This window comes from Leifsonia sp. GW821-FHT13C09 (genome assembly GCF_058806435.1).
On sequence record NZ_JBXAPS010000002.1, the window covers coordinates 598,304 to 613,017 of the forward strand.

Genomic DNA, 14,714 nt, shown 5'->3' on the forward strand with positions numbered 1-14,714 from the left:
GAACCCCTCAGATCTTCTCTCGGGGTGTGGGGGTTGGGCGTAGACGGAACCCGAATCCGTCGCCGCCCGCCTGAGGGCGTCAGCCCTGGAGCAGCTTGAGGATGAGCTGGCTCTGCTGGTTGGCCTGCGAGAGCATCGCGGTGCCGGCCTGCATGAGCACGTTCTCCTTGCTGTACTTCGCCATCTCGGACGCCATGTCGGTGTCCGCGATCTGCGAGTTGGCGGCGGTCAGGTTCTGCGCGTTGACCGCGATGTTCTGCGCGGTCGCGGTCAGCACGTTCTGGGTCGCGCCGAGGGTCGCCTGCGCGGTCGACACGTACTGGATCGCGTTCTGGACGGTGGTGATCGAGGCCTGGGCGTTTGCGGCGGTGTCGAACTTCAGCGTGCTGAGGTCGACCGTCGCGGCGCCGACCGTGACCCCGCCCGACGCGAGCTTCTTGATGTCCGCACTGCCGAGGTTGAGCGTGACAGAGTCCGACGCGTTGGCGCCCGTCTGGAAGTTCAGCGCCGTGGCCGAACCGTCGAGCAGGTTGACCCCGTTGAAGTTCGTGGACGTGCCGATCGAGGTGAGCTGGTTGACGAGCGCCGTGACCTGCGTCTGGATATCCGTGCGCGACGCGGCGTTGTTCGTGTCGTTCGCGGCCTGGACGGCGAGGCTGTTGATCGTCTGCAGGACGTTGGACACCTGGGACAGCGCGCCGGAGGCGGTCTGGATCAGGTTGATGCCGCTGGCGGTGTTCTGCGCGGCCTGGTTGAGGCCGCCGATCTGCGCCTGCAGGCCCTGCGAGATCGCGAGGCCGGCCGGGTTGTCGGCAGCGGTGTTGAGCTGCGAGCCCGAGGACAGCTTGTTCATGCTGCTCTGCAGAGCGGCCTGGTTGAGGTTGAGCGAGTTCGTGACCGACAGTGCGCTCAGGTTGGTGTTGATGGTCATAGCCATGATGTTCGATTCCTCCGTGAGAGTGTGCAGAGCCGGTCCATCCGTGGGCCGACGAATGGTCCTATCGGCCGTTCGGCCACCGATGTAAGCACGCGATCGAAATGTCTTCGGTGTCCCCCGAAATGCTTACAAGCACCCCGCTCCTGCCGATAGCGGAAGGTACGGCAGACAACGTGTGTGCCCTTGCTATGGATGGCTGATGGGAGCGTGAGAGCGCGGTGGGCGCCAACGAACTGTCGAACGAGCTCTGGCGTCAGAGAGAGCTCCTGGAGCTGCTGCTCTACAAATTCGAGGTCGAGCAGCTGCTCCTGGCCTCGGGCAAGGCCCGCTGGGTGCCGCACGCCACCCGCGAGGCGGAGGTCGTGATCGAGCGGCTGCGCACCGCCACCCTCTCGATGAGCGTCGCCGCGTCGGCGCTCGCGATCGAGTGGAGCCTCCCCGCCGACACCCGTCTCCGCGAGCTCGCGGCCGGTGCGCCGGAAGGCGCCTGGCAGGGCATCTTCTCGGCCCATCTGGAGGCGCTCGTCTCGCTCACCCGGGAGATCCGCACCGTGCGCGCCGGCAACGACCGGTTGCTCCGGAACGCGCTTCGCGCCGCCCAGGACACGTTCGACGCCGTCTCGGACGGCGCGTCGGTCTACACCTCCGACGGGACGACGGACCTTCCCTCGGCACGCGCCCGCCTCGTCGACGCGACCCTCTAGGAGACCAACCACCGTGTCCGGCAACCTTCTCGGCTCCCTCAACACCGCCTTCTCCGGCCTCGCCGCGGCTCAGGCCGGCATCGAGGTCACCGGTGACAACATCGCCAACTCGACCACCCCGGGCTACGTCCGCCAGCAGGTCGACCTGGAGGCCGTCGGCGGCCCCGCCCAGGTCGGCCCGTTCGCGCAGCCGGCCACCGCCGGTCAGGGCGTGCGCGTCGCCGGTATCGTCCAGCTCGGCTCGGCCCTGCTGGACGCCCAGGCCCGGTCCGCCGGCGCAGCAGCCGGCTACAGCGGCGTCACGGCCTCGGGCCTGAGCGCGCTGGAGTCGACCCTCGGCGAGCCGAGCGGCGACGCGATCTCCGGTTCGCTGTCGAAGTTCTGGTCGGCCTGGCAGGATGTGTCAAACCAGCCGGGCGCGGCCGCCCCGGTCGCCGCCCTGCTCGGCAAGGCGGGCTCCCTCGTCGGTCAGATCGCCACCGCCTACCGGTCGGTGCAGTCCCAGTGGTCGCAGACCCGGCAGGATCTGGCCACCGCCGCAGGACAGGTGAACGCGGACGCCGCCAAGGTCGCCCAGCTCAACGGTCAGATCCGCTCGATCGCCGCGTCCGGCGGCGACGTCAACGCGCTCGTCACCCAGCGCAGCACCCTCTTGACCGAGCTCGCCTCGCTCTCCGGCGCGTCCGTCGTGAACAACGCCGACCAGACGGTGACCGTGAACATCGGCGGCGCCGGCCTGGTGCAGGGCACCGTCGCCCGCTCGCTGACGGTGACCGGATCGACGACCCTGGAGGGCGCCGCGACCGCACCGGCCGGAGTGCAGTGGTCCGACGGCGCCGGCCCGGTCTCGCTCAGCTCCGGCAAGCTCGCCGGCGACCTCTCCCTCCTGGCCCCGGCCACTCCGTCCGGCAACGGCGGCGCGATCGCGGAGACCGCGGCGAAGCTGAACACCCTCGCGACCTCCCTCGCCCAGCAGGTGAACGCCGTCAGCGTCACCGGGACGACCTCCACGGGCGCCACGAACGTCGCGTTCTTCGGAATGTCGGCGACCGGTCCGGCGGCGCTCGGCCTGAGCGTGCTCGCGACCGGCCCGTCCGGCGTCGCCGTCGCGGCGTCCGGTGCCGGCGCGGCCGACGGGTCGATCGCCGACGCCATCGGCCAGCTGGGCACCGGCGCAGGATCGCCCGACGTCGCCTGGTCGACCGGCGTCATCGCACTCGGCACCGCGACGAGCAACGCGACGCAGCAGTCCTCGCTCGATCAGAGCGCCCAGGCCGCCGCCACGAACGCGCAGTCGTCGCAGGAGTCGGTGAGCCTCGACGAGGAGAACATGAACCTGATCGCGTACCAGCACGCCTACCAGGGCTCGGCGCGCGTCATGACCGCACTCGACTCCATCCTCGATCAGCTCATCAACCACACCGGACTCGTCGGATTGGGATAGGCCGAACATGTCATTCCGTGTCACCGAGTCGACGCAGCTCGCGTCGGCCCAGCGCAACCTCCAGCTCAGCGCGCAGAGGCTCAACCAGCTCGACGAGCAGGTGGCCAGCGGGCTCGCCATCAGCAAGCCGTCCGACGACCCCGCCGGCGCCGCGACCCTGCTCGACCTGCAGCGGCAGCTCGCGCAGAACACGCAGTACCAGCGGAACGCCGGCGACGGCGCGGCTTGGCTGGCGACGGCGGGCAGCGCCTTGACGTCGATGAACGACGCGCTCAATCAGGTCCGCGACCTGACGGTGCAGGCAGCCAACACGGCCACGCAGAACCCGTCCTCGCGCGCGGCCATCGCCACCCAGCTCCAATCGCTGAAGCAGACGATGATGACGCTGGCGAACACCCAGTACCAGGGTCGCAGCGTCTTCGCCGGGACCAGCGACTCGGGCAGCGCGTTCAACGCCGACTACTCGTTCAACGGGACGGCCGGGTCGTCCGTGAACCGCCGCGTCGGCACGGACACCACGGTCCGCGTGGATGTCGACGGGTCATCGGTGCTCGGCGCGGGATCGTCCTCGGTCTTCGCGCTGATCGACTCGATCGCGAGCGCTGTGAGCAGCGGAGGGAACGTGGGCGGTCAGCTCACCGCCATCGACGCCGTCGCGGCGAACATCCGGGGTGCGGAGGCGACCGTCGGCAGCGCGCAGAACCAGCTCACCGGGGCGACCTCGGCGCTCACCACGCAGGCGACGACACTGCAGACCACGCAGAACGGCATCCAGAACGTGGACGCCGCGCATGCCATCCTGGAGATGCAGACGCAGCAGGTCGCCTACCAGACCGCCCTCGCCGTCACCGCCAAAAGCATCCAGCCGACCTTGATGGACTACCTCCGATGACAGTGCAGATCAGCTTCCAGGAACCGCTCGCCGGTCTCGGGTCGTTCACCGAGTACGACTTCGCGCCGCTCGACGGCGCGCGCGACACCTATACGCTCCGGGCGAGCGAGGAGCCCGCGATCCGGCTGTTCCTGGTCGACGCGGCCGCGTACCTGCCGGAGTACGTGGAGGAGCTCGGCCGTCCCGCCGGCCGGGAGTCCGGCGTCTTCCTGGTCGTGACGCCGCACGCCGACGAGGTGACCGTCAACCTCCTCGCCCCCATCCTCATCGACCCGGACTCACGCACCGGCGAGCAGGTCATCGCCGCCGACGACATCGGGCGGGTGCAGGTGCCATTGCGCCGCACGGCGTGAGAGCCGCCATCGCGGCACGAACTCTTCCACAACCCACCCTCGGTTCACGCCGAGACGGTGAGTATGGTGTATGCAACGCGGCCCCAGCCGGGCCGACCACCCGACGTGCGCTTCACGAATGGAACCGCCCATGACGACGAACGAGGCCAACGAGCTGACAGCGCAGCTCTGGCGTCAGCGGGAGCTCCTCGAGATGCTGCTCTTCAAGTACGAGGAGGAGCGGCTGCTGCGCACGGCCGGGATGACGCGGTGGCTCGCACACGCCGCCCGCGAGATCGAGGTGGTGACCGGACGGCTCGGGACGTCCAGCCTGTCGACCGCCGTCGCGATCTCCAGCCTCGGCGAGTCCTGGGGCCTTCCCCGGGGCGCCCTGCTGCGCGACCTCGCCGAGAACGCGCCGAGCCCAATGTGGGCCGAGATCTTCACCGACCACCTGCGCGCGCTGGTCGACGTGATCACCGAGATCCGCGAGGTGCGGGCGCAGACGAACGCCACCTACCGCGCGAACGGCGAGATCGACCACACCGAGCAGAGCGCCCGGCTGATCGACACCGTCCTCTGAGGACGGGTCAGGCGGTCACGCGCTCGGTGACCGCGGCCGGGTGCGCGGTGAACTCAGCGAGCTTGGCGAGGTAAGCCGACCGCTTCGTGCGGGGGTTCCGGTCGGGCAGCGGGAGCACGCCCGCGTCCCGGTCGAAGTGCAGGAGCCAACCCTCGTGCAGCAGCTTCATCGCCTCGGTGCGCGCCAGCGACACGGCCGCGTGGGTCACACCGAGCTCGGCGGCCACGTCCTTGACCTGACGGTCCTCGAAGAAGAGCCGGGTGACGATCAGGTGCAGCCGCTCGGGAAGGGCGTCCACCGCCGCGCGGAGGAACGCCTCGCGCTCCGACGTCTCCGCAGACTCCTCCGGGCCGAGGATCGCCGAGACCAGCTCGTCCGACCGCTCCTCGATCGCGACGGGACCCGTCGCGGACTCGCGAAGGGTGGCGACGACCGTCGCGCGGTCCACGCCGAGGGAGGCGGCCATCTCGTCGATCGTGGGGGTCCGGCCGAGCGTCTGGTAGAGCCCGTCCCGGATCGCCAGCGTCTCCTTGATCTTCGTGCGCGTGCCGCGCGAGACCCAGTCCTGCGAGCGCAGCTCGTCCGCCAGCGCTCCCGAGATGCGGGTGCGGGCGTACGCGCCGAAGGGCACGCCGCGGTCGGGGTCGAACGAGCGGGAAGCCTGGAACAGGGCGAACTGCCCGGCGGAGGCCAGCTCGTCCCTGTCGAGGTGCGTGCCGCGGTTGCAGAGGTCGGAGACGATGTAGCCGACGAGCGGCAGGTGCTCGATGACGAGCTGATCGCGCGAGTGTGTGTTCACGTGTTCCTCAGTCGTTCGCGGTCCTAGGGCACGGACCACGGCGGGTTGCGGTGGGTGTAAATCACGCTCGGGTGCGCACTTCACCTCAGCGCCCGGGTTCGGGGGTAGACGCTTCGGCACTCTTGAAATTACTGGTCCGGCTTGCTTTCTGTAACGACCCAAGTCGGGTGACAAATGAATGCATTGCTATCACGCACCCATCCGCTATGCTCCGCCGTCAGCCCGCGGCGCCCTTCACCGGGCACGGGGCCGCGGCCTTCATGGCGGCAGCGGCCTGGTCCTCCGACCAGGGCAGCGAGGCCACCACCTTGGCGCCCTTCTGCACCGCCGGCACCTTGGACACGATGGAGGCGAGGCGTTCGGCGAGCGCCTGCGCGAAGCCGGCGCCCGGGGTCGAGTCGTTGAGCGCCACGCCGACGGTCAGCCCGGAGGACGGGTCGGCGTACATCGCCGACAGATAGCCGGGGACGGCCCCCGACGCCCCGCGGAGCGGACCGACGACCTGCATGCCGAGACCGTAGCCCAGCCAGGAGGCGCCCGCGCCCACGGTCTTCGCCTGCGCGTCCGCCGAACTGCTGCTCAGCAGCGACCCGCTGGCAAGCGCCTGCGCGAACACCTTCAGGTCGGCGACGTTCGAGACCACGCCGGCCGCCGTCCAGCCGAGCGATGGCGACAGCGCCGTGATGTCCCGCAGCTTGCCGCACACGGGAGACCCGTTGTCGTCGAGCGGTGCGGCGTACCCGGCCGGATGCGGGCCGGGAACCGTGTGGACGCCGGCATCGGGGAGCACGCTCGCCGACATCCCGAGCCGGCCGAAGACATTGCGCTGGTAGAGCTGCTCCCAGCCTGTTCCGGTCGCACTCTGCAGCGCCATCCCGAGCAGCAGGGCGTTCGTCTGCGACGGGCTGAACTTCTCGCCCGGCTTTCCCGTGCGCGCCATCGCGACGCCGTCGCTCACGAGCTCGAGCGGCGGCCAGTAGCGTTCCGGGTTGGCCAGGAACTCGCCGCGCAGGGCCGACACGTAGTCGCCGAACCCCGAGGTGTTCTGGCACAGCTCGCGCAGGGTCACCCCGCCCACGCCCACCAGACCCGGAATCCACTTCGAGACCGGGTCGTCGAGCTCCACGGTGCCCTCGTCGACCAGCTCGAGGAGCACGGTGCAGCTCATCGCGGTGGTGATCTGTCCCGCGCGGAAGGTCATGGCAGGGGTGACCGGCACGGACCCGCCGCGCGTCGTGGTGCCGATCGCGGACGTCCAGCTGCCCGCCCACGGCGCCCACACGCCGACGAGGGCGGCCGACCCTCCGGAGAGCGCGACCGCGTCCGTCACGGCCGCCGTGAGCCGCGTCACCGTGGCCGGGGGGAGCGGGCCCTGCTGCTGCGGCGGGAAGTCGGGGTTCGCCCCCGTGTTGCCGCACGCGGCGAGGCTGAGCGCTGCCGCAGCGGCGCAGGCCGCGAGGACGATTCTGCGGAGACCGGTCCCTCGTCCCATCGCATCCCCCCGACGCTCCTGTGGCAGCGATTGTAGCCTGCGGCGGCACCGGCGCGGAGTCCCAGGATCCGTGTCCAATCCGATCCGCCGACGGCCCCGAATGTCTGGATGAGGCGCGCACGCCGCGCGCCGTCTTCCAAGGAGGAACGACACATGCGCACATCACCGAACCGCCTCGTCGCCACCATCTTCGGCGCGGTCTACCTGCTCGTCGGCCTGCTCGGCTTCGCCTTCACCGGCGGCGTCGGCTTCGTGGCCACCCAGGGCGGCCTGATCCTCGGCATCTTCGAGGTCAACCCGCTGCACAACGTGGCCCACCTGCTGATCGGCGCGGCGCTGCTCATCGCCGGCCTCACCAGGCTCGCCGCAGCGAAGGCCGTCAACACCACGGTCGGAGCCGTCTACCTGCTCCTGGGTATCGTCGGCTTCTTCCTCGTCGGGACGGGCGCCAACATCCTGGCGCTGAACACCCCCGACCACTTCCTCCACTTGGTGAGCGCGATCGTGCTCCTCGGTGTCGGTCTCGGCGCCGAGCGGACTGTGCGCGCCACTTCGGCGACCGTCTGACCGGCTGGGCCACGGCGCTTCCCATGAGCAGGATGAAGGAGTCCGTCCCTGTCGCTCCGGCGACCAGGGCCGTCCTCGCCGTGGCCGCGCTGGGGGCCGGGCTGCTGCACGCGGCACTGGCCCCCAGCGCACCCCTCCCGCTGCTCGCGCTCCTGGTGGCGGTCGCCGCCGCGGAGCTGACCTGGGCCGTCCTCGCGCTGGCCCGCGAGCGGCCTCCGCTGTTCGGCCTGATCCCCGCGCTGGCGCTGGCGCCGCTCGGGATCTGGGCCGCCCTCGCCACGGCCGGCGCCACGGCGACGTCGGGCACGGTGCTCACGCTCCCCTTCCTGCCGATGGGCGCGGCATCGCTGCTCGACGTCGTCGTGGCGGCGGTCGCCGCGGTCGTCCTGCGGCGCGGCCGGCCCGCGCGGGAGGGGACCGGCGCGCTCCGGTTCGTGGCGGCGCTTGCGGTCAGTGCGTGCGCGGTCTGCGCGGTGACCGTTCCCGCGCTCGGCGCCACCGACGCGGGCGTCGCGGCCGTGACGGTGCACCACCACCACTGAGCGGTCGGCTCAGCTCCGGCGGCTCAGTTCCGGCTGCTCAGCTCCGGCGGCTCAGCGCGAACGACGCGTTCCCGAACCGGACGATCGACCCGGGGTCGACCTCGTGCCGCGTGTTCGGGTCGCACGCGAAGGTGCCCTCGCCCGGGTAGGTGATCGTCGTGCCATTGGCGGAGCCGAGGTCCATCACCCAGAAGATCCCGTCGTACTGCCCGAACGCGAGGTGGGCACGGGAGACCGACTTGGCGTCGTCCGCCACGGTCACCAGCTCGACGTGCGCGGGGTCGTCGAACTCGGTGCCCGGCGTGTGGGAGGCAGGATTCCGCCCGATCACACCGTTGCCCGACGTCTCCACGTGCTGCCCGTCGCTCAGATCCAGTGCGAACATCACCGCCATCGGCGTCTCCTCTCGTCGGCGCACCCGAAAGCGCCCCGCCCAGCATGCCATGACGGAGGCCGCGCTCCCTAGGATCCGGCCGGGGCCCGACCGGTCACTCCGCGGAGACCGGCACCCGCATCGACCGGGCGTCGCGCATGAAGCGCTCCACGTCCGGGTCCACCGTGATGTCGCTCGGACGCAGCGGCCGGGTCAGGTAGAGGCCCTCCAGGCTGGTGATCCGGCTGAGCGCGACGTAGGTCTGGCCTGAGGTGAACGCACGGGCGCCGAGGTCCACGATCGCCGCGTCGTAGGTCTTGCCCTGCGACTTGTGGATGGTCACGGCCCAGGCCAGCCGCAGCGGGAACTGCGTGAACTCGGCGACCACGTCCTTCGTCAGCTTCTTGGTCTCGGGGGAGTAGCTGTAGCGGTACTTCTCCCAGATCGCCGGCTCGACCTCGTGCACCTGGCCGTCGACCTCCACGTAGACGTTGGAGTCGATACGCGTCACGGTGCCGATGGTGCCGTTCACCCAGCGCGGGCCGTCGCCCTGGCCGACGTCGTTGCGCAGGAACATCACCTGCGCGCCGACCTTCAGTTCGAGCACCTCCTCCGCCGGGTAGTTGCGGCCGCCGAAGTCGCCGCTCACCTCGGCCTTGGCCGTCAGCGGGCGGCCGGGGAGGCGCTCCAGCGCCAGCGTGTTGATGCGGTTCACGGTGTCGTTGCGGGTCGCGAGCGTGATCGTGCCGTCGCGCGGCGCGGGCCGGGCGCCCACCTCGTTCAGCCGGTCGGCGATCTCCTTCGTCACCTGGCCGTGCCGCACGGCGTTGAGCATGTAGCGGAAGTCGGACTCGTGCTGCCGGTGCACCTGCAGCAGCTCCACGATCTGGAGGTCGGCCTCCCGCCACACCTTCGCGTCGAAGAACCACATCGACCGGTAGGTGTCGGCGAAGTAGGCGCGCTCCTCATGGTCGCCCGGCACGGGTGCGAGCTGGTACGGGTCCCCGAACAGCACGATCTGGACGCCGCCGAAGACCTCCTTCGGCCGCTGCCTGGCCTGGCGGAGGCTGCGGTCGACCGCGTCCATCAGGTCTGCGTTCACCATCGAGACCTCGTCGATCACGAGGGTGTCGATGCTGTTCAGCAGCTTGCGCAGCTCGGTGGTCTGCTCGATGTCGTGGTCGGCGATGACCCCGATCGGCAGCTTGAACAGCGAGTGGATGGTCTGGCCGCCGACGTTCAGCGCGGCCACCCCGGTCGGCGCAGCGATGACGATCGACTTCTCGGTGTTCCACGACAGGTGGTTGAGCAGCGTGGATTTGCCGGTGCCGGCCCTGCCGGTGACGAACACGTGGTCACGCGTGTGCTCGATCAGCTCGAACACCGCCCGCTGCTCGGGCGAGAGCGAGAGTCCGCCCATCCGGATCCCTTCCCTCGCGCGACCTGCCGAACTACTCTAACCCCGCGTGCAGCGCCGCGGCGGCTTATTCACAGGCCCATAGGATGGCAGCTATGGGTGGGGACGGCAGGCTCGGCGGGCTCCGGCCGGCGCTGCTCTGGGCGGGCCTGGGGGTCCTCCTCGTCGCCGCGTTCATCGCCGCGCTCGGCGCCGTCCAGCGGGCCTTCTACAGCCCGGAGGGCTTCGTCTCCGCCTACGTCGGCTCGCTCGCCTCGCACGATCTGACCAGCGCGCTCGCGATGCCGGGGGCGGCGCCCACCAAGCAGGCGCTGGCCGCCGCCGGGCTGCCCGCGGACGCCTCCGCCGAGCTGCTGCGCTCCGACCTGCTGCCGGACTACACCGACACCCGCGTCGTGTCCGACACGGCGAGCGCGGGCGGCCGTCGCACGGTCACCGTGCGCGTCGTCGCCGACGGCCACCCGGTCACCGCCGCGTTCGAGCTGCGCCAGACCGGCGCCGTCCTCGGCCTCCTGCCGACCTGGGAGTTCGCACGCACCCCGGTCGGCGTCGCGCACATCACCGTCGCGCACGCGCAGACCTTCACGGTCGGCGGCCGCACCGTGAGCCCGCGCGCGGCGGCCCCGTCGCAGCCGGCGACCGCCTTCAGCGTGAGCGCCGGCTACCTGGTCCCCGCGCCGTCGCTCTACGTGCTGGGCCACTCCGACAGGTACACGCACGCCGCGCCGGTGGACGTCGCGACCGCTCCGGTCGCCACAGTGGAGGCGACGGTGGACGCGCAACCGAACGCCGCCTTCACGGCGGCCGTGCAGAAGGAGCTGAACGGCTTCCTCGACGAGTGCGCGAAGCAGCAGGTCCTGCAGCCCGCTGGGTGCCCGTTCGGCGTGGTGATCGACGACCGCGTGCAGGGCGCGCCCACCTGGAAGATCGAGGAGTACCCCGAGGTCCACCTCGTGGCGGGCGACTCCTCCTGGACGATGTCGCAGGCCGTCGGGGTCGCTCACCTCTCCGTGACGGTGCAGTCCATCTTCGACGGCAGCATCGAGCACCGCGAGTCCGACGAGAAGTTCGCCGTCTCCCTCACCAGCGTCACCATCCGTCCCGACGGCTCCCTCGACATCGTCGTCGGCGGCTAGCGCCCACCACCCCTCAATGCCCCGATTCGTCACGAATCGCGTCAAAAGCCGCGCCAAAGCCGCGATTCGTCCCGAATGTTGGCGCGCCGCAGAACCGCGATTCGTCACGAATGTGCACGCCGCGGTGGCTAGCGCTGCGCGGTGCCGTCCCTGGCGGCGAGGCGGGCGAGCTGCTCGTTGTACGCCTTCAGCTCCGTGTCGCCCGTGCGGTCGGCGTTGCGGTCCTGCCGCTTGGTCTCGCGCTCGTCGCTGCGGCTCCACTGGATCGCCACCACGATCGCCAGGATGACCGTCGGGATCTCACCGATGCTCCACGCGATCCCGCCGCCGGTCTGCTGGTCGACGAGCGGCGCCGCGCCCCACGTCCGGCCCATCGCGCCGAACCAGTCGGCGAGCAGGAGGCCGTTCATCTGCATGATCGACAGCCCGAAGAAGGCGTGGAAGGCCATCGTGCCGAGCAGCAGCAACAGCCGGAACGGGTAGGGCAGCCGGTACTTGACCGGGTCGATACCGATCAGCGACTGCACGAACAGGTAGCCGGTGATCAGGAAGTGCACGACCATCCACTCGTGACCGATGTGGTCGGTCGTCGCCCAGCGGATGAGCGGCGTGTAATAGAACGCCCAGAGCGACCCCGCGAACAGTCCCGCCGCGACCAGCGGATGCGAGATGATCGCCGCGAACCGGGAGTGCACCGCGAGCAGGATCCACTCGCGGCCGCCGCGCGTGCCGTCCTGCCGTTTGCGGATCGCCCGGGCGGCGAGCGTCACCGGCGCGCCGGGCACGAGCAGCAGGGGCACCGCCATCGTCAGGACCATGTGCGCCGACATGTGCGCCGAGAACAGGTACTTCTCGTAGACGTTGACGCCACCGTTGGTGATGTAGAAGAGCAGGACGATGCCGAGCGTCCAGAGGATCGTGCGGTAGATCGGCCAGGCGTCGCCGCGCTTGTGCAGCCGCCAGACGCCGGCGAGGTAGAAGAACAGCGCGAAGCCGCAGCCGAGCACCCAGAGCAGGTCGAAGTTCCAGGTCGTGAACAGCCGCCCCCAGGTGAGCTCGGGCGGTAGCTTCTCCCCGGTGAGGATCTCCGCCGGCGTCGGCGTCGCGGCCCGCGTCTGCGGCACCGGCGTCACGGTGCGGGCGAGCGCCGCGGCCACACCGGACGCGATGCCCATGAAGGCCAGCTCGGCGGTGACGATCCACCAGAACGTGCGGCCCTCGCCGAGCCGCTTCAGCCGGTCGATGAGGACGCGGCGCTGCATGAGCCCGAACAGCCCGAGCACGACGAGCGCGGCGACCTTGACGAGCACCAGGATGCCGTACGGCGTCGCCAGCTCGGCCAGCGTCCCGACGCGCAGCTCGGCGTTCACGTACCCCGAGGTGGCCACGACGATGAAGCAGATGAGCGCGATGCTGGAGTACCGCTCCAGCACCGTCACCAGCCGGCCATCGCCCAGCGTGCGCTTGATGACGATGAGGGTGAGGAGGCCGCCCAGCCAGATCGCGGCGAACAGCACGTGCAGGCCGAACGAGGTCACCGCGGCGTCGTGTCCCGCCGCCTCCGAGCTGTGCCCCTGCTGCGCCATCGGAACCACCGCGGCCATCGCCAGGAGGGTGACGAAGACGATCGCCGTCTGGTTCCGCACCGCGAAGCACAGCACCGTGACCGCCGCCGCGATGAGCGTGATCCCGAGCCACGCCTGCCCCAGCGAAACGCTGGTGATGAACGAGCTCAGCCCGTTGGTGAAGGTCTGGTCGAACGACCACGGCACGTTGGCGACGCTGACGAACGTGAACAGGCCGGTCACGGCGGAGGCCACCGTCATGATGGCCGCGCAGGCGGCGGCGAAGTCGAGCGCGGTGCCGTACTCGTCCCTGTCCGCGCCGAACGCGAAGCAGGCCAGGATCAGCGCGCCCACGGTTCCGGAGAGGCTGAGGTTGACGACGAGCGTCGAGATCGGGAGGCCCCAGCGTACGAGCGCGCCGGGGTCGAGCAGGAGGGGCGCGGCGGCCCCTCCGCCGAAGGAGAGCGCCGCGACCACGGAGACGAGAGCGGCCGCCAGCAGCACGGCGGGACCGATCACGCGGAGAAGTCTGGGCACTCGTCAAGCCTACGTCTCCACTGCTGTGCGCCTGCCCACAGGGCGGCGGCGCGGATCCCTGTCGTGGCAACGGAACGGGGGCGGCACCGCTGTCGCGACGCCGCCCCCGTGGAGCCTGGTTCAGGCTGTTACTTGACGGCAGCCTTGAGCTTCGAGCCCGCGGTCAGCTTGACGCGGTGGCCGGCCGGGATGGAGATCTCCTCGCCGGTCTGCGGGTTGCGGCCGGTGCGAGCGGCGGTCTCGGTGCGCTCGGCGGCGAGCCAGCCCGGGATGGTGACCTTGCCGCCACCCTTGACGGTCTCGCTGATCGTGGCGAAGAACGCGTCGACGACGCTCGAGACGGTGGCCTGGCTCTGACCCGACGCCGCGGCGACGGCAGCAACGAGCTCGGTCTTGTTCAGGTTGTCAGCCATTGAGTGTCCTCCTCGGACCTTGTGCTGGTTGTTCAGCTTCTTGTGGAACGGTTGAGGCCACGGTGGGCCGTAACGTTTGGTCGGTTGACCGCCTCGAATGTATCAGAATCCCGCGGAATTACGCGGATTCTCGCGGATTTTTCGCCTCTTGCCAGGGCGTGTCCAGGCCCGGGGACGACGAAGGGGCGCCCGGCCGGTGCCGGACGCCCCTCCAAAGGGTGTCGTTCGCTGCTTCTCAGCAGCCGACGCTGGGGTCTTACCAGCTCGACTTGGTGATGCCGGGCAGCTCGCCTCGGTGCGCCATGTCGCGGAAGCGGACGCGCGAGATGCCGAACTTGCTGAGGTTTCCACGGGGACGGCCGTCCACCGCGTCGCGGTTGCGCACGCGGATGGGGGAGGCGTCGCGGGGGAGCTTCTGGAGGCCGACGCGAGCGGCCTCACGCGACTCGTCGGTGCCGTTCGGGTCGACGAGCTGCTTCTTCAGCTCGGCGCGCTTGGCGGCGTAGCGCTCGACGATGACCTTGCGCTGCTCGTTCTTGGCGATCTTGGACGTCTTGGCCATGTTTAGCGCTCCTCTCGGAAGTCGACGTGCTTGCGCACGATGGGGTCGTACTTCTTGAGCACGAGACGGTCGGGGTCGTTGCGGCGGTTCTTCTTGGTCACGTAGGTGTAACCGGTGCCCGCCGTCGAACGGAGCTTGATGATCGGACGGATGTCCTGCTGCTTCGCCATTGTTAGATCTTCTCCCCACGGGCCAGGAGGTCCTTCACCACGGACTCGATGCCACGGGCGTCGATGACCTTGATGCCCTTGGCGCTCAGCGTCAGGGTGACGTTACGACGAAGAGACGGGACGTAGTACGTCTTCTTCTGGATGTTCGGGTCGAACCGGCGCTTCGTGCGACGGTGCGAGTGCGAGATGTTGTGACCGAAGCCGGGAACGGCTCCAGTCACCTGGCACACTGCTGCCATTGCTTTCTTC

The 14,714-nt window shown here is 70.0% G+C and carries 18 protein-coding genes; 8 read left to right on the forward strand and 10 right to left on the reverse strand.

What is annotated here, in order from left to right; translation table 11 throughout:
- Positions 1-79: 79 nt before the first annotated feature.
- Positions 80-931 (reverse strand): flagellin N-terminal helical domain-containing protein, encoded by an 852-nt coding sequence (locus AC1ROW_RS11125; protein ID WP_493018951.1) that lies wholly within the window; start codon positions 929-931, stop codon positions 80-82.
- Positions 932-1,155: 224 nt separating this feature from the next.
- Here AC1ROW_RS11125 and flgN point away from each other — a divergent pair, with 224 nt between their 5' ends.
- The 5 genes from flgN (at position 1,156) to AC1ROW_RS11150 (ending at position 4,892) form a co-directional block, all read left to right on the forward strand.
- Entirely contained in the window at positions 1,156-1,641 is a 486-nt protein-coding gene (gene flgN, locus AC1ROW_RS11130; protein WP_493018952.1) for a flagellar export chaperone FlgN, read from the forward strand.
- A 13-nt stretch (positions 1,642-1,654) separates the two neighbouring features.
- Positions 1,655-3,085, forward strand: a complete 1,431-nt coding sequence (gene flgK / locus AC1ROW_RS11135) for a flagellar hook-associated protein FlgK (protein ID WP_493018953.1) — start codon at positions 1,655-1,657, stop codon at positions 3,083-3,085.
- Between the two features lie 7 nt (positions 3,086-3,092).
- Positions 3,093-3,977 (forward strand): flagellar hook-associated protein FlgL, encoded by an 885-nt coding sequence (gene flgL, locus AC1ROW_RS11140; RefSeq protein WP_493018954.1) that lies wholly within the window; start codon positions 3,093-3,095, stop codon positions 3,975-3,977.
- Positions 3,974-4,330, forward strand: coding sequence for a flagellar assembly protein FliW (locus AC1ROW_RS11145; protein ID WP_493018955.1), 357 nt, complete (start codon positions 3,974-3,976; stop codon positions 4,328-4,330). Before flgL ends, AC1ROW_RS11145 begins: the two co-directional genes overlap by 4 nt.
- A 130-nt stretch (positions 4,331-4,460) precedes the next feature.
- The gene (locus AC1ROW_RS11150; RefSeq protein ID WP_493018956.1) at positions 4,461-4,892 is read left to right on the forward strand and encodes a flagellar protein FlgN; all 432 of its coding nucleotides are present in this window, start codon (positions 4,461-4,463) and stop codon (positions 4,890-4,892) included.
- A 7-nt stretch (positions 4,893-4,899) separates the two neighbouring features.
- Here AC1ROW_RS11150 and AC1ROW_RS11155 read toward each other — a convergent pair whose 3' ends face one another.
- Together AC1ROW_RS11155 and AC1ROW_RS11160 are read right to left on the reverse strand one after the other, a co-directional pair.
- Positions 4,900-5,691, reverse strand: a complete 792-nt coding sequence (locus tag AC1ROW_RS11155; protein WP_493018957.1) for a sigma-70 family RNA polymerase sigma factor — start codon at positions 5,689-5,691, stop codon at positions 4,900-4,902.
- A gap of 217 nt (positions 5,692-5,908) precedes the next feature.
- Positions 5,909-7,183 (reverse strand): serine hydrolase domain-containing protein, encoded by a 1,275-nt coding sequence (locus tag AC1ROW_RS11160; RefSeq protein WP_493018958.1) that lies wholly within the window; start codon positions 7,181-7,183, stop codon positions 5,909-5,911.
- 153 nt (positions 7,184-7,336) lie between these two features.
- Between AC1ROW_RS11160 and AC1ROW_RS11165 the strand changes: the two genes are divergently transcribed.
- Together AC1ROW_RS11165 and AC1ROW_RS11170 are read left to right on the forward strand one after the other, a co-directional pair.
- Complete coding sequence (locus AC1ROW_RS11165; protein ID WP_493018959.1) at positions 7,337-7,750, forward strand: DUF4383 domain-containing protein; 414 nt, start codon at positions 7,337-7,339, stop codon at positions 7,748-7,750.
- Between the two features lie 23 nt (positions 7,751-7,773).
- Positions 7,774-8,292, forward strand: coding sequence for a hypothetical protein (locus tag AC1ROW_RS11170; RefSeq protein WP_493018960.1), 519 nt, complete (start codon positions 7,774-7,776; stop codon positions 8,290-8,292).
- A 37-nt stretch (positions 8,293-8,329) separates the two neighbouring features.
- Here AC1ROW_RS11170 and AC1ROW_RS11175 read toward each other — a convergent pair whose 3' ends face one another.
- Positions 8,330-8,686 carry an FHA domain-containing protein gene (locus tag AC1ROW_RS11175; protein ID WP_493018961.1) on the reverse strand — a complete coding sequence of 119 codons (357 nt, stop codon included), beginning with the start codon at positions 8,684-8,686 and terminating at the stop codon, positions 8,330-8,332.
- A gap of 94 nt (positions 8,687-8,780) precedes the next feature.
- Complete coding sequence (locus tag AC1ROW_RS11180) at positions 8,781-10,085, reverse strand: ATP-dependent DNA helicase (protein ID WP_493018962.1); 1,305 nt, start codon at positions 10,083-10,085, stop codon at positions 8,781-8,783.
- A 92-nt stretch (positions 10,086-10,177) separates the two neighbouring features.
- Between AC1ROW_RS11180 and AC1ROW_RS11185 the strand changes: the two genes are divergently transcribed.
- The gene (locus AC1ROW_RS11185) at positions 10,178-11,218 is read left to right on the forward strand and encodes a hypothetical protein (protein ID WP_493018963.1); all 1,041 of its coding nucleotides are present in this window, start codon (positions 10,178-10,180) and stop codon (positions 11,216-11,218) included.
- A 128-nt stretch (positions 11,219-11,346) separates the two neighbouring features.
- On the opposite strand, the gene AC1ROW_RS11190 is transcribed toward AC1ROW_RS11185, so the two are convergent.
- From AC1ROW_RS11190 to rpmB, 5 genes are all read right to left on the reverse strand, one after another.
- Positions 11,347-13,320, reverse strand: a complete 1,974-nt coding sequence (locus tag AC1ROW_RS11190) for a bifunctional copper resistance protein CopD/cytochrome c oxidase assembly protein (protein ID WP_493018964.1) — start codon at positions 13,318-13,320, stop codon at positions 11,347-11,349.
- Positions 13,321-13,448: 128 nt separating this feature from the next.
- Positions 13,449-13,733 (reverse strand): HU family DNA-binding protein, encoded by a 285-nt coding sequence (locus AC1ROW_RS11195; protein ID WP_369961780.1) that lies wholly within the window; start codon positions 13,731-13,733, stop codon positions 13,449-13,451.
- Positions 13,734-13,989: 256 nt separating this feature from the next.
- Entirely contained in the window at positions 13,990-14,295 is a 306-nt protein-coding gene (gene rpsN, locus AC1ROW_RS11200; protein WP_185275678.1) for a 30S ribosomal protein S14, read from the reverse strand.
- Between the two features lie 2 nt (positions 14,296-14,297).
- Positions 14,298-14,465, reverse strand: coding sequence for a 50S ribosomal protein L33 (rpmG, locus tag AC1ROW_RS11205; protein WP_055922173.1), 168 nt, complete (start codon positions 14,463-14,465; stop codon positions 14,298-14,300).
- 2 nt (positions 14,466-14,467) lie between these two features.
- Positions 14,468-14,704, reverse strand: coding sequence for a 50S ribosomal protein L28 (gene rpmB, locus AC1ROW_RS11210; RefSeq protein ID WP_018188988.1), 237 nt, complete (start codon positions 14,702-14,704; stop codon positions 14,468-14,470).
- Between the last annotated feature and the right edge of the window lie 10 nt (positions 14,705-14,714).